Raw genomic sequence first — 17,911 nt, 5'->3', positions numbered from 1 at the left:
TTCGACCTGCCGCACACGGCACCGGGGCTACCCTCGGGGCTTCCGTTCTCGCAGGAGTACCCATGCGGGCCTCCCGTCTTTCGCTGTCCCTGCTGGCCCTCGCCAGCACGTGCGTCCTCGCCGGTTGCGGTGGCCGTGCTGCCGACAACAGTCTGCTGCGCGAGTCCTTCGATTCGGGCGACACCTTCTCGCGCACCGTCGATGGCCGCCCGGCCGAGGCCTGTGAAGCGGCCCGCCGTACCCTGCTCAGCCAGGGCTATGCCATTGCACGTGCCGATGATGGGCAGGTGGAGGGCAACAAGAATTTCCAGGTGCGCGAGGATGACCATGAGCAGCTGGTGCTGCGCATTTCCTGCGCGCCGCGCGGCAGCGAGCAGGCGCTGGTGTTCGTCAGCGCCGTGCAGGACCGCTATGCGCTGAAGAAGAGCCCGACCTCGGCCAGCGTGGGCGTGGGGGCACTGGGCTCGGTGTCGCTGCCGTTCGGCAGCAACGACGATTCGCTGGTGAAGGTCGCCAGCAGCACGATCACCGATGCCGATTTCTACCGCCGCTTCTTCGACCGCCTGCACCAGTACCTGCCTGCGGTGGCCAAGCCGGCAGCGGCCCCGCAACCGGCGGCCGTGCAGGAACCGGCGCCGGCGGCCGCACCCGCACCCGTACCGGCCCCGCCCGTACCCGAGCGCCCCCCGCAACCGACGCCCCCGCAACCGACCGACGATCAGGGCTGACCGTGAAGGGCAGGGCGTTGGGGCTGGCCCTGCTGCTGAGCTGGCCCCTGCTGGGCAGCGCCGCGAGCAGCCGCTGCGAACAGGGCCTGCTGCAGCGGCTGGGCTGGCGCTTCGAGACGGCTGCCGTCGACGCACCGCAGATCGAGGGCGGACCGGTGTGCACGCGCGCATCGCTGCAGGCTGCGCAGCAGGCAGGTGACCTGCGGGTGCGCTGGCCAGCGGAGATGGCCGAGGATGCGCGGCAGGCCGTGCTGCAGCGCCTGCTGGATGACCCGGCCACGCTCTGCGCCTACACCTTCGTGCTGGGCGCCGCAGCGCAGCGTGCAGCGCAGGCCCTGCAGGACAACTCCGGCTTCCGCTTCAGTGGCCTGCAGCTGGGCTGGATTGGTTTCGGCGCACGCGGCGCAGCCGCGCAGGGCTGGCAGAACACGCGTTCCTTCGGTCGCGGTTACACGCCGCAGCACGGCAACAGCCGCGCACTGGATGCCTTCTACCATGGCAACGTGCGCGCCGAATGTGGCGTGGGCCGCCAGGTCGCGCAGCTGGCCACCCAGCGCGAGCTGTACGGTGACGCGGCCTTTGATGAAGGGTTTTCCGCCGGCGAACTGTCCATCGGCACCTTTCTGGGCCTGCACGATACCGACAGCATCCTGCTGGGCGCAAAGGCCGGTGCGTTCTTCGCCGATGGCAAGGCCGTGCGCACCGCCGCGATGGGGCGCAGCGCCTTCCTCGGCGTGCCGGGTTTCATCGAGCACGTGGGCGACAATGCCACGCTGGATGACCTGAGCAACCAGGCGGAGAACTTCATCGTCGTCGACGTGGGGGCGGAGGCAGCGCAGGCGCTGGCCACGCACGGCGGGCTGGCCTGGTACGACCAGCGCAACGCCGAGCTGTGGACGCTGGCGCAGGGCATCCCACGCCTTGGCCGCCGCTATTTCGAGCGCCTGCTGTACGAACGCGACCCGGCGCTGCGCGCGCAGCTGCAACCGCGTTACCGGGCCACGCTGGCGCGCATGGACCAGCTGCTGGACGATCCGTTCTACCAGCAGTTCGTGATCTATGTGCACCCACGCGGTATACGTCCTATCGGCTATCACATCATCCGCCTGCTCGACCGCAACCCACGCACGTCGTTTTCCATCGACCTGGCGTTGCACAATCTGCATACCACGCTCTATCGGCGTTGGCGCGAGGCGCAGCTGCGCCACTGCGCGGCGACCGGCCGGCCAGGCAGCCTGACCCTAGACCCCAACTGAAGGTGAAACAATGGACATTGCAATGATCGGCCTCGGCCGCATGGGCGCCAACATGGCCCAACGCCTGCATCGCGGCGGCCACCGCGTGGTCGGCTACGACCCTGGCGAAGCCGCGCGCCAGCGCGCTGCCGAGGCGGGCCTGGAGGTCGTCGATTCGCTGGCGGCAGCGGTTGCCGCACTGCCGGTGCCGCGCGTGGTGTGGCTGATGGTGCCGGCCGGTGAAACGGTCGACCAGACCCTGGGCCATCTGACCCCGCACCTGGCCGAGGGCGACATCGTCATCGACGGCGGCAACTCCAACTACCAGGACTCGATCCGCCGTGCCAAGGCACTCGCCCAGGACGATCTGGGGTATGTGGACTGCGGCACCAGCGGTGGCGTGTGGGGCCTGCAGGAGGGCTACAGCCTGATGGTGGGCGGTGAAGCGTCGGTGGTCGAACAGATCGCGCCGTTGCTGCGCACGCTGGCGCCGGCCGAAGACCGTGGCTGGGGCCGCGTGGGCCCTTCCGGTGCCGGCCACTTCACGAAGATGGTCCACAACGGCATCGAGTACGGAATGATGCAGGCCTATGCCGAAGGTTTCGCGCTGATGGAACGCAAGCAGGAGATGGAACTGGACCTGGCTCAGGTGGCCGAGGTCTGGCGCCACGGCAGCGTGGTGCGTTCGTGGCTGCTGGATCTGAGCACCGAAGCGCTCAAGCGCAATCCCTCGCTGGATGGCATCGCTCCCTACGTGGAAGATTCCGGCGAAGGCCGCTGGACCGTCGCCGAAGCCATCGCGCTGGACGTGCCGGCACCGGTCATCACCCTGTCGTTGCTGGAACGCCTGCGCTCGCGCGAATCCAATTCGTTCACCGATCGCCTGTTGTCGGCGATGCGCAACGAGTTCGGCGGCCACGCCATCAAGAAGTCGTAAGCCCTGCAGCGGGGTCGGATCCCTTTCCGCAGGAAAGGGCTCTGACCCCGGCACGGCAGTCGAGCATGGCTCGACTCTACAAACCATTTCCACGTCATCCACGCATGGCGTGGATCTACTGTGTCGACCAAGGTCGACACCTACCCGATCCGAGCCCGTGCCGACCAACGGTCGGCACCCACCAACAGAACCCACCATCAGCAGCAGGTTTCAACAGCCCGCGGAAACTGTCGAAGGCGGGGTGGGTCCGGTTGAGGGGGTGTGAGCGGCATGGATGCCGCGACCAAGCCCCCATGGATGGGTTTACGGCGTTCCCCTCAACCGGACCCGCCCCGCCATCCCACGGAATGCAGGCTTTTGACGTTGCCGTTGCCGTTGCCGTTGCATTGAGCAGGTGCAGGACGCAGCCCTGCCGGTCAGCCCAGCACCACCCGCCGTCCCTCGCGCGCACTCTGCAATCCGGCCTCCAGCAACTGCATCAGCTGCCGCGCCTGCAGCGCACTCACCGTGGGTTCGCCTTCGCCCTGCAGTGCCGCCGCGAACTGCGCGTACAGCCGCCGGTAGTCCCCCTGCAGGTTGTCCACGGTAGTGCGCTGCACGTTGTCCTCTGCATCGCAGCGCAGCAGCTCGCCATGCCGCGGGTCGATGCCCCAGCCGGGCGCACCCGGCGCTACGCCACGGCGAAGCTGTGCCTCCTGCACATCCAGCCCATGCTTGATCCAGCTGCCCTCGCGTCCATGCACCGCGAAGTGCGGCGTCGGCGCCGCCACCAGTGAACCGGCATGCACGATGGCGCGATGCCGCGGGTAATGCAGTACCGCGTGGAAATAGTCGATGCCGCTGCCGCCGTCGCGCTGTACGGCCAGATCGGCATCGATCGCCTGCGGCCAGCCGAACAGCACCAGCATCTGGTCCAGCAGGTGCGGGCCGAGGTCGTACCACAGGCCGCTGCCGGGCCCGGCCTGTTCGCGCCAGCGATCGCGCACGTGCGGCCGGTAGCGGTCGAAATGGGCATGGCATTCGGCCACTTCACCCAGCGTGCCTGCGGCCAGCAACGCCTGCAGGGTGAGGAAATCCGCATCGAAGCGCCGATTCTGGAACACTGTGGCGATGCGTCCGGCGCGCTGCGCGGCGGCCAGCACCGCATCTGCTTCGGCGACGTCCAGCGCGAAGGGCTTGTCCACCAGCACATGCTTGCCGGCGGCCAGCGCGGCCATGGCCAGCGGTGCATGCTGCTCGTTCGGCGTGGCGATCACCACCGCGTCGACCGCCGGGTCATCGAACACCTCCTGCGCAGTGGCGCGCACGTGCACATCGCTGAAGCTGCGCAGCAGCGTGTCGCGCTGCGAACTGACGATGCTGTGCAGGGCCAGCCCAGGCGTGTGCTGGATGAGCGGGGCGTGGAAGACACGGCCGGCCAGGCCGTAGCCGATCAGGGCCAGTTGCAGGTCGGGGCGCATGGACGGCTCCGCAGGGTGGGGGAGACAGAGCGTAGAACGTGGCTGCGGGCGAGGCAAAACTGAACCGTTGCACTTCCCGCTGAAGGGTTCACGGCAGCGTGACCAAAGCCCGACGCCTGCAACACAACGACCTGTCCAGACTGGCAGCACATCCAGAAGGAGCACCGCACGATGAGCACCCTGACCCGTACCCTGATCGCTTCGTCGCTGACCCTGGGCCTGGCCCTGTCTTCGTCGGCCGTGATGGCAAAGGATCCGCCGAAGACCACCGACCACGCCGCCATGACCCACGCCGACCGCCACGACTCCAACGAGCCGGTGACCGACAGCTGGATCACCACCAAGGTCAAGGCTGATCTGCTGGCCAGCAGCAACGTACCCGGCACCGAGGTGAAGGTGGAAACGGTCAACGGCGTGGTCAGCCTCAGTGGCACCGTGGCGACCCAGGCAGAGAAGGACAAGGCCGTGACCACCGCCAAGGGCATCAAGGGCGTCACCCGCGTCGATTCGGCCGCGCTGAAGGTCAACGCCGCCGCCAAGCGCTGATCGCCGCGGTTGCTTTGAAGTGGACAGGGGCGTCCCGCAGGGGGCGCCCCTTGTCGTGTTCTATTGCACTGACCGGCTGCGCTATATTGGCGACATCGCTTCGTTGACGATGGATCATGGCGCTGGCGTTCAGTGATGACATCCGGGACCGTTGGCGGCTGCCTGCCCTGTCATTGGCGGCTGTGGCGATCATCGTCGTCCCCTGGCTCACGCTGCGCCACCTCCAGCAGGAAAGCGAACAGGCGATGTCCTGGGTCGCCCACACCCAGGCCGTGGGTGTGGCCCTGCAGCAGCTGCAGACCGATGTACGTGATGTCGAATCGGCGGCGCTGACCCTGTCCAAGGGACTGGACGCGCCGGGTCTGCGCGAACGCATGGCCAAGGCGGACGCCATACCCGGGCGGTTGACCGAACTGGCCCGGATGACCCGCGACAATCCCGACCAGCTGATCCGCATCGGCCGCATCGAATCGATGCTGGAAGGGCGGATGGCCCTGGCCCGCGAGCTTGCACGGTCGGAGCCCAACAGCGATCAGCGCGAACTGGTCCAGGACATGAGTACGCGCTACCCGATCCGTGGCCTGGTTGAAGAGCTGCAGGCCAGCGAACGCAAGCTGCTGGCTGCCCGTGCCGAGCAGGCGGCGCGGCAGCGCCGGCAGACCGAGCTGGTGTCCTGGAGTTCGCTGGTGGTGCAGCTGAGCCTGCTGGGCCTGGTGCTGTGGCTGCTGCAGCGGCAGATCGGCCGCCGCCTGCAGGCCGAACACCAGTCGCTTCGGTCGGCCGCGCGCGCCGCTTCAGTGCTGCAGACCGTGCGCGAACCCATCGTGCTGCTCGACCGCGACCTGCGCGTGCAGCTGCACAATACGGCCTTCGCCGACCTGTACGGACTGCAGGACGAACGCGCCGACGGCACGCTGCTGGCCGATGTCGGCGAGGGCGCGTGGCAGGATCCGGTGGTGCGCCAGCGCCTGTCCGATGTGCTGCTGCGCGGGCGCGAGCTGTGGGATTTCGAGCATGAGCAGCGTACCGATGGCAGCGTGCGCTACCTGCTCATCAACGCGCGGCGCATGCCGCTGCCCGACACCGATGATGAAGTGGTGCTGATGACGATCAGCGACGTGACCGTGCAGCGCGCCGTGCAGTGGCGCGTGGAAGAACTGAACCGCCAGCTGGAAGGCAAGGTGGCCCAGGTCTCGGAGGTGAACCGCGAGCTGGAAGCCTTCAGCTATTCGGTATCGCATGATCTGCGTGCACCGCTGCGGCATGTGGCCGGCTTCTCGGACAAACTCTCGCGGCACCTGGGTGAGCGCGCCGACGAGAAGAGCCACCACTATCTGGATGTCATCTCCGGTTCGGCACGGCGCATGGCCGCGCTGATCGACGACCTGCTGGTCTATTCGCGGCTGGGGCGCGCGGCGATGCGCCAGCAGGCGGTGGACATGCAGACGCTGGTGGCCGATACGCGCGCGATGCTCGACGCCAACGTGAAGACCGATGCCGAAAGCAGCGGCGTGGCGCACCACGTGGAGTGGACCATCGCGCCCCTGCCGATCGTGGTGGCCGACGAGAACATGATGCGCCAGGTGTGGCTGAACCTGCTTGGCAACGCGGTGAAGTATTCGGGCAACCGCACCCCGGCGCGGATCCGCGTGGATTACCAGCAGCAGGCCGACGGCGGTCATCAGTTCACCGTCAGCGACAATGGCGCCGGCTTCGACATGGCCTACGCCGGCAAGCTGTTCGGTGTGTTCCAGCGCCTGCACAAGGCCAGTGACTACGCCGGCACCGGCATCGGCCTGGCCAGCGTACGCCGCGTGCTGACCCGCCACGGCGGCCGCATCTGGGCCGAAGCCACGCCCGACGTCGGCGCCACCTTCCACTTCTACCTGCCTCCCTCGCTGGATGCAGTCAACCAAGGGCCCTCCGCATGACGACGCTGCGTACCATTCTCCTGGCCGAAGACAGCCCGGCCGACGCTGAAATGGCCATCGACGCACTGCAGGAAGCCCGCCTGGCCAATCCCATCGTGCACGTCGAGGACGGCGTGGAAGTAATGGACTACCTGCTGCGCCGCGGTGCGTGGTCCGGCCGCGAGGAGGGCCTGCCGGCGGTGCTGCTGCTGGACATCAAGATGCCGCGCATGGACGGACTGGAAGTGCTGCGGCAGATCCGCGAACACGACGAACTCAAGCGCCTGCCGGTGGTCATCCTGTCGTCCTCGCGCGAGGAAAGCGACCTGGCGCGCAGCTGGGACATGGGCGTGAACGCGTACGTGGTGAAGCCGGTGGACGTGGACCAGTTCTTTGGCGCGGTGCAGACCCTGGGCAAGTTCTGGGCGTTGATCAACCAGGCACCGGAACTCGAGTAAGGCCATGCCTTTGACCGGTCCGACCCTTGGGGCACTGCGCATCCTGCTGGTGGAAGATTCAGCGGAAGATGCCGAGCTGATGTCCGAACAGATGCTCGACGCGGGCCTGGATGCGCGGTTCGAGCGCGTGGAAAGCGAGCGCGAGCTGCGCCAGGCGCTGGCCAGCTTCGCGCCGGACATCGTGCTTTCCGACCTCAGCATGCCCGGTTTTTCCGGAGACGAAGCCCTGCGCATCGTGCGCGAGACCGCGCCGGATGTTCCCTTCATCTTCGTCTCCGGCACGATGGGTGAAGAAAACGCAGTGGAGGCGCTGCAGAAGGGCGCCAACGATTACATCATCAAGCACCATCCGGCGCGCCTGCCCTCGGCGGTGGCGCGTGCCGTGCGCGATGCACGCAGCGCGGTGGAACGACTGCGCGTGGAAACCGAGCTGATGCGCGCCCAGCGTTTGGAAAGCCTTTCGCTGCTCGCCGCCGGCCTCAGCCATGACCTGCGCAACATCCTGCAGCCACTGCTGATCATGCCGGACCTGCTCAAGGCGCGTACCGACGACCCGCAGCTGCACCACCTGGCCGATGTCATCGCCGAATGCGGCCGTCGTGGCCACGAGATGGCCGAGTCGATGCTGTCCTTCGTGCGCGGTTCGCGCAATCCCAGCGAGCGGGTCTTCATCGATGATCTGTTCCAGGCCGTGGCGCTGCTGTTGCGCAGCAACGTGCCCGAGACGGTGACCCTGGAACTGGACGTGCGGGACGAGGGGCTGGCGGTCGACGCCAACTACACCGAACTGCAGCAGGTGCTGCTGAACCTGACGCTCAATGCGATCCAGGCGATGCCGCACGGCGGCCGTCTGAGCCTGACCGCTGGCCATGCCGGTGAGCGCGAAGGCGTGGATTGGCTGCGCATCGTGGTGGTCGACGATGGTATCGGCATGGATGGCGATACGCTGTCGCACCTGTTCAATCCCTTCTTCACCACCAAGGCCGACGGTACCGGCCTGGGCCTGATGTCCTGCAAGCGCATCGTGGAAGGGGCCGGCGGCAGCATCCATGTCAGCAGCCAGCTGGGGCAGGGCACGCGCTTCGAGCTGCGGCTGCCCATGCACGAACTGGCCGTGGGCGGTGAACCGGTCGAGCAGCTGGTGGCGCTGGGCAGTGGCCAGTCCATCCTGGTGGTCGATGGCGAGGCCACCCGCCTGTCGCTGCTGGGCAACGCGCTGTCCAGCCAGGGCTACCAGCTGCAGCTTGCCTCGGATGGCCCGGCCGCGCTGCGCTGGATGCAGCAGGAAGCGATGCCGGCGCTGGTCATTGCCGATGCCGGCTCCAAGCTGCTGCCGGCCAGCCAGCTGCTGGGCGAAATGGCCACGCTGGGCTATGCCGGACCGGCGCTGGTGCTGGAAGAGGCGGCGGTGGAACTGGATACCCGCGCCTTCCCGCCGGGCATCGATGTGCACGTGCTGCGCAAGCCGCTGCAGATGCAGCAGGTGTTCCGCGCGGTGGCCGAAGCGCTGGAATAACGGTAGCGCCGGCCGCTGGCCGGCTGCCCGCGCGGCAGGATGGTTGCGGTTGCCGGCCAGCGGCCGGCACTACCCGTCGGTTTCATCTATCGGTCGAGCCGGCTGGCTGGCTTCACGCGTCGGTGCCGGGCGCTTCCCACGGGAACCGCGGCAGGCTCGCTACCGCTTGTTCCAGCCGCCGCGACCAGTTGTTGTGGATTTCAGCATACAGCGGCGAATCAGCGGTGAAGCGCAGTTGCTGGGCCACCCGCAGTTCGCCCTTGCGCAGCATCACCATGTCGATCGGCAGGCCTACCGACAGGTTGGAACGCAGGGTCGAGTCCAGTGACAGCAGCGCCGTGCGCGCGGCATCTTCCAGGCGCGTGGCCGGGCCCAGGATGCGGTCGAGAATGGGCTTGCCATACTTCGATTCACCGATCTGCAGATACGGCGTCTCCGGCGAGGCGGCGATGGCGTTGCCCAGCGGGTAGATCATGTACAGCCCCGGTTGCTCTCCCGCGATCTGCCCGCCGAAGATCAGCGTGGCCTGGGTATTGACCCCATCGTGGCCGTGTTCGGTGTGCTGGCACTTCACTTGGCTGTCCACCAGCAGCCCGCCCACGTAGGCGGCGGCCTCGAAGAGGTGTCGCATCTGCCGGAGATTGGGCGTGCGTGCTTCAGTGGCATCCCGCTGCAGGCGCGATACCAGCAACTGGGTGGTGGCCAGGTTGCCAGCGGCCATCAGCACGAAGGTCGCCTCGCCGGGATACTCGAACACGTGCAGCTTGCGGTGCACGCGGACATCGTCCAGCGCGGCATTGGTCCGGGTGTCGGCGGCGAAGACCAGGCCTTCGTCCACCTCGATTCCAACGCAATAGGTCATGTGGGTGTCCTATCATGTGCGTCCCGGAGTGTAGGCAGGCCGCCGTGATGACGGCATGCCCACGCACCCCCCAGAACGCCGCCACCGGAACCGCATGACCACCGTGCTCCTGAGCCTGGGCAGCAACGTCCAGCCCCGCCGCTACCTCCACGCCGCGGTGACGGCCCTGCGCGAGCGCTTCGGCGCGCTGCGGGTGTCACCGGCCTACCGCACCGCTGCGGTGGGCTTCGATGGCCCGGCCTTCCTCAACAACGGCGTCGCGATCGAAACGGACCTGCCGCTGCAGGAGCTGGATGACTGGCTGCACGCACTGGAAGACGCCCATGGCCGCGACCGCAGCGGACCGCGCTTCTCCGACCGTACGCTGGATATCGACGTGGTGTTCTACGGCGACCTGGTGGTGGAAGGTCCCGGCCATCTGCGCATCCCGCGCCCGGAACTGAAGCACGCCTTCGTGCTGAAGCCGCTGGCGGACATCGCCCCGGAGTTCATCGATCCGGTGACCGGCCAGGATCTGGCCACGCTGTGGCGTGCGCATCGCCAGCATGGCGAAGCGTTCGAGGTTGTTGACCTGGAATGAGGGTTTGCCGGCCAGCGGCCGGCGATACCGGTAGCGCCGGCCGCTGGCCGGCAACAGGTCAACTGACCGTACGCCCACCATCAACGCGCAGGGTATGGCCGGTGACGAAGCTGGCCTCGGCCACCAGCCAGTACACGGCTTCGGCAATCTCTTCGACGGTACCGATGCGCGCCAGCGGCGTCCGGGCCAGCAGCGCCTCGCGGGCGAAGTCATCCTTGCCCTGTTCCGGCCACAGGATCGCGCCCGGTGCCACGGCATTCACCCGCACCTTCGGTGCCAGTTCCAGCGCCAGCGAACGGGTGGCCATTTCCAGCGCCGCCTTGGCCATGGTGTAGGCGATGTGGTCGCGCATCGGGTCGGTGCCGTGCAGGTCGGTCAGGTTGACGATGCAGCCCTGCTGGCGGCGCAGGTGGGGCGCAGCGGCCTGTGACAGCAGCAGGGGCGCGCGGGCGTTCACCGCGTACAGCTCATCCATCGCCTCGGCGGTGATCTGGCCCAGCGGGGTGGGAAAGAAGTTGGAGGCGTTGTTGACCAGCGCGTCCAGGCGGCCGAAGTGGGCCACGGCCTGTTCCACCAGATCGGGCAGGGCCGCGCCGTCGCGCAGATCGGCCTGCAGGGCCAGCACGCTGCCCGGGCGGATATTCTCCAGGTCGAACGCGGCCTGCTGCAGTTCGGCGCTGGACGTATGGGCGTGCAGCACCACCGACCAGCCACAGGCATGGAACTGGCGGGCGATGGCTGCGCCGATACGGCGGGCGCTGCCGGTGATCAGGGCCACGGGGGCGGTGTCACGCATGAGGGTCCTCCAAGGCTCGGCTATCCTGTGCACCATTGTCACCGCATTTGAAGACACCATGCAGCCCACGTTCCCCCTGCCCGACGCCGACGCCCTGGCCCACAGCGACCAGCTGGCGGCCGCCCTGCGTGCTGAAATCCTTGCGCAGGGCGGGGCGATCCCGTTCTCGCGCTTCATGGAACTGTGCCTGTACGCCCCCGGTTGGGGCTACTACAGCGCCGGGGCCAGCAAGTTCGGCGGCAGCGGTGATTTCACCACGGCGCCCGAGCTGGGCAGCCTCTTCGCAGGCAGCGTGGCCAACGCGCTGGCGCCGGTGTTCGGCCAGCTCGATGCACACGCGCGCATGCTGGAACTGGGCGGCGGTACGGGCGCTTTTGCCGAGGCCGTGCTGCTGCGCCTGGCTGAACTGGACGCACTGCCGGCCCGCTACGCCATTCTTGAACCCAGTGCCGATCTGCGCCAGCGCCAGCAGCAGCGCTTGCAGCAGAACCTGCCGGCCGAACTGGCCAGCCGCGTGGAATGGGTCGACCGCCCGTTCGATGACGAATGGGACGGCGTGGTGTTCGCCAACGAGGTGATCGACGCGCTGCCGACCCCACGCTTCCTCATCAAGGAGGGCGAGGTTTACGAGGAAACCGTCGAACTGGATGGGGATGGCAACTTCATGCGCGGCGCGCAGCCGGCCGACATCCTGCTCAACGGCGCGGTGCGCCATCTTGAACGCTATCTGGAAAAGCCCTTCGCCGATGGCTATCGCTCCGAAGTGCTGCCGCAGCTGCCGTACTGGCTGCAGGCGGTGGCCGGTGGCCTGCAGCGGGGGGCAATGCTGTTTGTCGACTACGGCTACAACCGTGGCGAGTTCTACCAGCAGGACCGCGATGACGGCACCGTGCGCGCGTTCTACCGCCACCACGTGCACAACGAGGTGTACCGCTGGCCGGGCCTGCAGGACATCACCGCATCGGTGGATTTCACCGCCATGGCCGAGGCCGGCCTGCACGGTGGATTCGAGCTGGCCGGCTACTGCAGCCAGTCCAGTTTCCTGCTGGGCAACGGACTGGACCAGGTGCTGGTGCTGGCCGAAGAGCGCACCGATGAAGTGGGCCGCATCCAGCTGCGCGACCAGGTCAAGAAGCTGACCCTGCCGACCGAGATGGGTGAGCGCTTCCAGGTGATCGGCCTGCAGCGCGAGGTGGATTTTGAACCGGCGTTCGAGCTGGGTGACTTGAGCTGGCGCCTGTGAGCGCGGCGTTGGCGGCCCTCAAGCCGCTGCGTCGCCCGGTGTTGTGGGCCGGGCTGTGGGGGCTGGCGGTGCTGGTGGTGATCGTGGTCTGCCTGATCCCGCCGCCGCCGTTGCAGCTGCCGGAAAACAGCGACAAGGTCGAGCACTTCCTGGCGTACTTCATCCTGTCCGGCAGTGCAGTGCAGTTGTTCCGCCGTGGCACGCCGCTGCTGTGGGCGGGGGCGGGGCTGGTGCTGATGGGCGTGGGCATCGAATTCGCGCAGGGCGCACTGACCAGCACCCGCAGTGCGGATCCGATGGATGCACTGGCCAATACGGTAGGCGTGTTGTCGGGGCTGGCGACCGCACTGACCCCGCTGCGCGACCTGCTGCTGCGCTGGCGGGGCTGAGGGTGCCGGTCCCGGGGTCAGAGCCCTTTCCTGTGGAAAGGGATCCGACCCCGTAGATCCACGCCATGCGTGGATGGCATGACCCGTAGATCCACGCCATGCGTGGATGGGGCAACGGCAGCCGAGCGTGGGCTCGGCTCTACCGCAGCGTCACCTCATCCAGCACCCACATCGCCGGGCGCGTATCGCCGGTGAAGTTGATGCACAGATCGTCCGTGCCCGACACCCCCTTCGGCAGCGCCGCGCGCAGGGTGACGAAGCCGTCGGCGTCGGGTGCGGCCGGCAGCGGCACCTGCGCGACGACCTTGCCGGTGCAGTCGCCACGACGGATCAGCATTTCGCCAGTGCGGCTCTTCGCTTTCTCGAACTTCCGCGCGGGCTCATCGTGCGCCAGCTGGAAGTAGTACGGAATGCGCCCGGCGCGTACCTCCACTGTGCTGATGCCATCCAGCTGTGCAGCCGGCCAGCGCCAGCAGGGCTGGAAGATGTCCACGGTGAACACGGTACGCGCGCCTTCGCGCGGGCCGTCGTCTTCCAGGCGCAGCACCAGGCCCTTTTCACCCACGCAGCTGCGCAGTTCCTGGCTGTGGCGGCTGAGCAGCGATTGCGCGGTGAACGCAGCCACGGTCGGCGCAGCGGCCAGCGGCTGGCCCTGGAAGAACGCAGCGGCCTGTACGGTGGCCGGCAGCGGCTGGGTCAGCGGCTGCTGGTACAGCGGCGAGGCGGCCGTCACCGGCGTGCCGTTGGTGCTGTAGCGCACTTCATAGCCCAGCGGGTTGGCCAGCGAGACTGTCACGGTGTTGGCGGCACGGTCATCGCTGTAACCCACGCCGACTTCAAACGGGGTCTGCGCATAGGCCAGTCCCCACGCGCGGTAACGCTGCAGCTGCGCGGGCAGACGGGCGAGGAAATCGCGGAAGTCGCGCTGCTCGGTTGCGCTCCAGCCGGTTTCAGCCACCGCGGCCAGGCGCGGGAACAGGTTGTGCTGCAGGCGTGCGTAGCTGCGCGTGTGCTCGGTGAACATGTTCGCCTGCAGGCCGAGGATGTGCCCGCGCTTGTCGGCGGCCAGTTCGGCCGGCACCGGCTCGAAGTTGTACAGCTTGGCCAGGTTGACCTGGGCCGGGCGGCCCGGCGGTTCGTTGGGCGAGCCGGTCTGCAGGTAATCCAGGTACAGGTGGCTGACCGGCGACATCACCACGTCATGGCCGCTGCTGGCGGCGGCCAGGCCGCCTTCGGTGCCGCGCCAGGACATCACCGTGGCCTGCGGTGGCAGGCCGCCTTCGAGGATCTCGTCCCAGCCGATCAGGCGGCGGTCGTGTTCTTCCAGGAAGGTTTCCAGGCGCTTGATGATGTGGCTCTGCATCGCCATCTCATCCTTGATGCCCAGCTCGCGCATGCGCTTCTGCACCTGCCTGGAGGCAATCCACTGGTCCTTGACCGCCTCGTCGCCACCCACGTGCACGTACTTCGCCGGGAACAGCTGGATCACTTCCTCCAGCACGTTTTCCAGGAAAGTGACGGTGCTGTCTTCCACATTGAACAGATTCGGGAACACGCCCCATTCGCTGATCGGCTTCAGCGGGGTGCTGATCGAGCCCAGTTCCGGGTAGGCGGCGATGGCGGCGGTGGCATGGCCGGGCACGTCGATTTCCGGAATCACCTGGATGTGCAGCTTCGCCGCATAGGCGATCACTTCACGGATCTGGTCCTGCGTGTAGAAGCCGCAGTACGGGTATTCCTGCTTCGTCACCGGATCGATGCCGCCGTCTCCGGCCGGCAGGCGGCAGCTGCCCACGTCGGTCAGCTTCGGGTAGCGCTTGATCTCCATGCGCCAGCCCTGGTCATCGGTCAGGTGCCAATGGAAGGTGTTGAGCTTGTGCGCGGCCATCGCATCGAGCACGCGCTTGATTTCATCCAGGCTCTGGAAGTGGCGCGCCGAGTCGAGCATGAAGCCGCGCCAGACAAAGCGCGGTGCATCCTGGATCTGCACGGCGGGCAGTTGGCCCTGGCTGCCACCGGTCGCGAGCTGGGCCAGGGTAGTGGCGCCGTAGAACAGGCCGGTTTCATTGCCGGCCTGCACCAGCACGCCCTGCGCGGTGCTTTCCAGCGTGTAGCCTTCGCCACTGTCGCGGAAGGTGGGGATGATCTGGAAGCGGATGCCACCGGCCTTGGCATCGGCCTTGCCGGTGGCCAGGCGCAGGTGCGGGCCGCCGCTGCGGGCCAGCAGATCGGCGAACTGGCCCGCTACGCGCTGCTCGGCTTCGCTGTCGGCGCGTAGGGATGTGCCTGCAGCCAGGGTGATGCCCTTGCCCTGGCTGCGCTGCACGTTGGCCGGGGCGGGGATGAGCATCAGGCTGCCGGCGCGCAGCTGCGGGCCGGGGCCGGTATCCAGTGCCGGCGCATCGGCGGCATGGACAGCGGCGGGAAGCATCGCCAGGCCCAGCAGCATGCCGGCAAGGGGGAAGGGTCGCATCATCTCACTCCTGTGGTGGGCGGCTCGCTGTGCCGCGCGTGGCCGCCGCGCAGGCGGCGATTCCGGTGTCCCATCGTACGACGGGCCCGGAAATCCGGGCCCGTCGCGATGTGCAGCTGGGTGCAGGCTTAGAACTTGAAGTGCAGGGTGGCCATGTAGCGGCGGCCACTCTTGTACTTGCCGGCCAGGTGTTCCTTGTCGCCCAGGTACTGGAAGTAGGTCTCGTCCAGCAGGTTCTGCGCGTCCACCGTCAGCGACCAGTTGTCGTTGAAGGTGTAGCCGAAGCTGGCACCCAGTTCCGCGTAGTCGTCCACGCTGGACGGGGCGGCACCGGCCACGTAACCGCCGGCCAGGTAGCTGTCACGCCAGTTGTAGGTCAGGCGCGCATTGATCGGGCCCTTCTCGTAGTACGGGCTGAACGCAATGGCATTGCGCGACTGGTACGGCAGCGGATCGCCGGTGTTGTTCTCACCGTTGGCGTAGGTGTAATTGGCGGTCAGGCCGAAGCCGCTTTCGCCGAAGGGCTGCTGGAAGCTGATGTTGAAGCCCTTGACGTGGCCGCTGCCGGCGTTGCGCGGCCGCTGGATGCTGTAATCGCAGTAGCCATCGGCGGTGCAGCCGTTGGTACCGACGAGGTTCGTCCAGGTGGCCGGCGAGGTGTCGCGGATCGAGTTGTACTGGCGCTCGATGGTGGCCGAGGTATCGATGTAGTTGTCGATCTTCTTGTAGAACACCGACCAGGCCACCACGGCCTGCGGCGCGTAGTAGTACTCGGCCGAGGCGTTGAAGTTCCACGACTCATACGGCGACAGATCGGCGTTGCCGCCCGAACCGGTCAGGGTGGTGTCGTTGAGGAAGGTGTTGTTGACCATCTGGTTGTACGGCGCCCAGGCGATCACCTTGGCCGCAGCGAAGCGGAAAACCCAGTCGTTGTCGGTGTCCCACGCGACGTTCAACGACGGCAGCACGAAGTCTTCCTTCTTGGTGCGGGTCTGCCACTTGCTGTCCAGGTCGGTCAGGGTGGGCGTACCGCCGTAGACGAAGCCGCTGCCTTCGGTCTTGGAATCGACGTAGCGCACGCCCAGGTTGCCGCGCAGCGGGCCGTTGGAGAAGTTCAGCTGCGCGTAGGCCGCGTTGTTGGTCTGGGTCAGCGCCCAGCTGTTGTTGAGGTAGCTGGCCGGATCGGGGTTGCTGTAGTCGATCGGGCTGTTGCGCACCCAGTTCAGCACGTTGTCGCGGCCGGCCTGCACGTGGCGGCCCTGGTCGGTGGTGAAGCCCTGGATGTCGGTCAGGCCGATGGTGCCCACGTCGGCCAGCGTGCCCGGGGTGACGCCGCCGTACACGTTGAGGGTGAAGGCTTCATCGTGCTTGCCGTGGCGCACGCCGAACTGCAGCTGGTTGAAGATGCTGTCGAACTGCACGTTGAAATCGAGCTGGGCGTAGGTGTCCTTGCTCTCGGTGGCGAACACGCCGTTGTTGCCGAACCAGCCGCCGGCCGAACCCCAGTTGGCCGGGTCGCGGGCGCCTGCCGGGTCATCGAAGGTGATGCCCTTGTCCATGTTCCAGCTGTAGCCGCCGTTGTAGAACGGCTCGATGAAGTACTGGGCCAAGTTCTTGTTGTCGGACTTGCTCTGGCCGGCCTGGCCGGTCACGCCCCAGCTTTCGCCCTTCCAGGCACCGCGCAGGTCCACGCCCTTGGTGACCACTTCGGACAGGCGCACGTTGTTGTCATAGATCAGCGTACCGCTGTTGGCGATGGCGCTGGCGTTGGAGTGGCCGCTGGTGGCTACGCCATTGCGCACGTCGCCGAGCTGATCGACGGCGTTGACGGTGCCCGGATTCCAGGTCAGGAAGGAATAGAGCGACTGGTTGTAGTTGTCGAACTTTTCCTTGATGTACATGCCGCTCAGGTTGAACTCGAGCTCATCGGTCGGCTTGAACTGCAGGTTGACCACAGCGCTGTCGCGCTTGCGTTCCTGCTGGAACCAGGCGGCATTGAACGAATTCGGCACGTCCACGTCGGCGGCCACGCCCGTGGCATTGGGGAACGTGCTGGCCTTGGTATAGCCGAATACTTCCTTGCCCTGGCGGTCGACGGCTTCTTCGTAGTGCTGGGCCGACACGGCCACGCCGAAGGTCTCGTCGTTGTTCTTCCAGCTGTACAGCACGGCGGCGTTCGGCTTGCCTTCGCTGGCCTGCTGGCTGTAGCTGTAGCCCACCGAGGCGGCCACTTCGTTCTGCTTCAGGTCCAGCGGCTGGCGGGTGTGCATCAGCACGGTGCCGCCGAGGCTGCCTTCGGTCAGTCGCGCTTCGGACGACTTGATGATTTCCGCGCGGCCCAGGATCTGCGGGGCCAGCAGCGTGTAGTCGAAGCCGCGGTTGGGCTGCTCGCCATACAGCCAGATGGCCTGCGCCACCGGGTGGTTGTCGAGGAAGGACAGGTTGAGGCTGGGGTCGGTGCCGTCGATGCTGACGCGCTCACCCTGGCCGAAGCGGCGGTCCAGGGTGACGCCCGGGATCTGCGACAGCGCTTCGGCCACGTTGGTGCTGGGGAACTTGCCGATGTCCTCGGCGGTGATCGCTTCGGACACACCGACGTTGTTGCGCTTGGTGTCCAGCGATTTTTCCAGGCTGGCGCGGATGCCCACCACCTGTACGGTGTCCAGGTCCTGGGGCGTTGCCTGCTGGGCGTGCGCCGAGAAGGCGAGGCAGCCGACGATGGCTGCCGAAAGCAGAGTCTTGCGGGTGTTCATGATGTCTCTCCTCATCACTGGTGTG

15 protein-coding genes are annotated in these 17,911 nt (G+C 67.1%); 10 read left to right on the top strand and 5 right to left on the bottom strand.

The genetic code is table 11. From position 1 onward, the window contains the following. Positions 1-62: 62 nt before the first annotated feature. Genes C1924_RS17010 through gnd form a run of 3 tightly spaced genes read left to right on the top strand, consistent with a single transcriptional unit; the run spans position 63 to position 2,900 of the window. Complete coding sequence (locus C1924_RS17010) at positions 63-728, top strand: DUF2242 domain-containing protein (protein ID WP_108766360.1); 666 nt, start codon at positions 63-65, stop codon at positions 726-728. Positions 729-730: 2 nt separating this feature from the next. Beyond that, complete coding sequence (locus tag C1924_RS17005; protein WP_254051166.1) at positions 731-1,984, top strand: hypothetical protein; 1,254 nt, start codon at positions 731-733, stop codon at positions 1,982-1,984. A gap of 10 nt (positions 1,985-1,994) precedes the next feature. After that, positions 1,995-2,900 carry a phosphogluconate dehydrogenase (NAD(+)-dependent, decarboxylating) gene (gnd, locus tag C1924_RS17000; protein WP_108766358.1) on the top strand — a complete coding sequence of 302 codons (906 nt, stop codon included), beginning with the start codon at positions 1,995-1,997 and terminating at the stop codon, positions 2,898-2,900. Between the two features lie 416 nt (positions 2,901-3,316). On the opposite strand, the gene C1924_RS16995 is transcribed toward gnd, so the two are convergent. Continuing rightward, positions 3,317-4,360, bottom strand: coding sequence for an oxidoreductase (locus C1924_RS16995; protein ID WP_108766357.1), 1,044 nt, complete (start codon positions 4,358-4,360; stop codon positions 3,317-3,319). Between the two features lie 171 nt (positions 4,361-4,531). On the opposite strand from C1924_RS16995, the gene C1924_RS16990 reads away from it, so the two are divergent. The 4 genes from C1924_RS16990 (at position 4,532) to C1924_RS16975 (ending at position 8,790) form a co-directional block, all read left to right on the top strand. Further along, positions 4,532-4,906 (top strand): BON domain-containing protein, encoded by a 375-nt coding sequence (locus C1924_RS16990; protein WP_108766356.1) that lies wholly within the window; start codon positions 4,532-4,534, stop codon positions 4,904-4,906. A 116-nt stretch (positions 4,907-5,022) separates the two neighbouring features. Continuing rightward, complete coding sequence (locus C1924_RS16985; protein WP_108766355.1) at positions 5,023-6,837, top strand: ATP-binding protein; 1,815 nt, start codon at positions 5,023-5,025, stop codon at positions 6,835-6,837. After that, a complete protein-coding gene (locus C1924_RS16980) occupies positions 6,834-7,274 on the top strand; it encodes a response regulator (protein ID WP_108766354.1) in 441 nt (146 codons plus the stop codon). Before C1924_RS16985 ends, C1924_RS16980 begins: the two co-directional genes overlap by 4 nt. Before the next feature lie 4 nt (positions 7,275-7,278). Next, positions 7,279-8,790 carry an ATP-binding protein gene (locus tag C1924_RS16975; RefSeq protein ID WP_108766353.1) on the top strand — a complete coding sequence of 504 codons (1,512 nt, stop codon included), beginning with the start codon at positions 7,279-7,281 and terminating at the stop codon, positions 8,788-8,790. A gap of 112 nt (positions 8,791-8,902) precedes the next feature. Here the strand turns inward: C1924_RS16975 and C1924_RS16970 are convergent, their stop codons facing one another. After that, on the bottom strand, positions 8,903-9,652 hold the full coding sequence (locus C1924_RS16970) for a 20S proteasome subunit A/B (protein WP_108766352.1): 750 nt from the start codon (positions 9,650-9,652) through the stop codon (positions 8,903-8,905). A gap of 94 nt (positions 9,653-9,746) precedes the next feature. Between C1924_RS16970 and folK the strand changes: the two genes are divergently transcribed. Continuing rightward, positions 9,747-10,232, top strand: coding sequence for a 2-amino-4-hydroxy-6-hydroxymethyldihydropteridine diphosphokinase (gene folK / locus C1924_RS16965; RefSeq protein ID WP_108766351.1), 486 nt, complete (start codon positions 9,747-9,749; stop codon positions 10,230-10,232). 58 nt (positions 10,233-10,290) lie between these two features. Here the strand turns inward: folK and C1924_RS16960 are convergent, their stop codons facing one another. After that, positions 10,291-11,028: a pteridine reductase gene (locus tag C1924_RS16960; RefSeq protein WP_108766350.1), complete on the bottom strand. Its 738-nt coding sequence runs from the start codon at positions 11,026-11,028 to the stop codon at positions 10,291-10,293. 58 nt (positions 11,029-11,086) lie between these two features. On the opposite strand from C1924_RS16960, the gene C1924_RS16955 reads away from it, so the two are divergent. Next, positions 11,087-12,271, top strand: a complete 1,185-nt coding sequence (locus tag C1924_RS16955; RefSeq protein ID WP_108766349.1) for an SAM-dependent methyltransferase — start codon at positions 11,087-11,089, stop codon at positions 12,269-12,271. Continuing rightward, positions 12,268-12,660, top strand: a complete 393-nt coding sequence (locus C1924_RS16950; RefSeq protein WP_108766348.1) for a hypothetical protein — start codon at positions 12,268-12,270, stop codon at positions 12,658-12,660. The genes C1924_RS16955 and C1924_RS16950 overlap by 4 nt, the downstream gene beginning before the upstream one ends. 139 nt (positions 12,661-12,799) lie before the next feature. On the opposite strand, the gene C1924_RS16945 is transcribed toward C1924_RS16950, so the two are convergent. Together C1924_RS16945 and C1924_RS16940 are read right to left on the bottom strand one after the other, a co-directional pair. After that, positions 12,800-15,136 carry a family 20 glycosylhydrolase gene (locus tag C1924_RS16945; RefSeq protein WP_108766347.1) on the bottom strand — a complete coding sequence of 779 codons (2,337 nt, stop codon included), beginning with the start codon at positions 15,134-15,136 and terminating at the stop codon, positions 12,800-12,802. A gap of 125 nt (positions 15,137-15,261) precedes the next feature. Continuing rightward, complete coding sequence (locus C1924_RS16940; RefSeq protein ID WP_108766346.1) at positions 15,262-17,886, bottom strand: TonB-dependent receptor; 2,625 nt, start codon at positions 17,884-17,886, stop codon at positions 15,262-15,264. Between the last annotated feature and the right edge of the window lie 25 nt (positions 17,887-17,911).

Origin of the sequence: Stenotrophomonas sp. ESTM1D_MKCIP4_1, from assembly GCF_003086895.1 — a bacterium.
GTDB lineage: Bacteria > Pseudomonadota > Gammaproteobacteria > Xanthomonadales > Xanthomonadaceae > Stenotrophomonas.
Note: the sequence above shows the minus strand (reverse complement) of the source record. Positions and strands in the feature narration are given on the sequence as shown.

Coding starts and splice junctions, on each gene's coding strand:
- C1924_RS17010 (WP_108766360.1), top strand. CDS start 63: ATGCGGGCCTCCCGTCTTTCGCTGTCCCTGCTGGCCCTCGCCAGCACG.
- C1924_RS16940 (WP_108766346.1), bottom strand. CDS start 17,886: ATGAACACCCGCAAGACTCTGCTTTCGGCAGCCATCGTCGGCTGCCTC.
- C1924_RS16975 (WP_108766353.1), top strand. CDS start 7,279: ATGCCTTTGACCGGTCCGACCCTTGGGGCACTGCGCATCCTGCTGGTG.
- C1924_RS16955 (WP_108766349.1), top strand. CDS start 11,087: ATGCAGCCCACGTTCCCCCTGCCCGACGCCGACGCCCTGGCCCACAGC.
- C1924_RS16970 (WP_108766352.1), bottom strand. CDS start 9,652: ATGACCTATTGCGTTGGAATCGAGGTGGACGAAGGCCTGGTCTTCGCC.
- gnd (WP_108766358.1), top strand. CDS start 1,995: ATGGACATTGCAATGATCGGCCTCGGCCGCATGGGCGCCAACATGGCC.
- C1924_RS16945 (WP_108766347.1), bottom strand. CDS start 15,136: ATGATGCGACCCTTCCCCCTTGCCGGCATGCTGCTGGGCCTGGCGATG.
- C1924_RS16995 (WP_108766357.1), bottom strand. CDS start 4,360: ATGCGCCCCGACCTGCAACTGGCCCTGATCGGCTACGGCCTGGCCGGC.
- C1924_RS16980 (WP_108766354.1), top strand. CDS start 6,834: ATGACGACGCTGCGTACCATTCTCCTGGCCGAAGACAGCCCGGCCGAC.
- C1924_RS16990 (WP_108766356.1), top strand. CDS start 4,532: ATGAGCACCCTGACCCGTACCCTGATCGCTTCGTCGCTGACCCTGGGC.
- folK (WP_108766351.1), top strand. CDS start 9,747: ATGACCACCGTGCTCCTGAGCCTGGGCAGCAACGTCCAGCCCCGCCGC.
- C1924_RS16985 (WP_108766355.1), top strand. CDS start 5,023: ATGGCGCTGGCGTTCAGTGATGACATCCGGGACCGTTGGCGGCTGCCT.
- C1924_RS16960 (WP_108766350.1), bottom strand. CDS start 11,028: ATGCGTGACACCGCCCCCGTGGCCCTGATCACCGGCAGCGCCCGCCGT.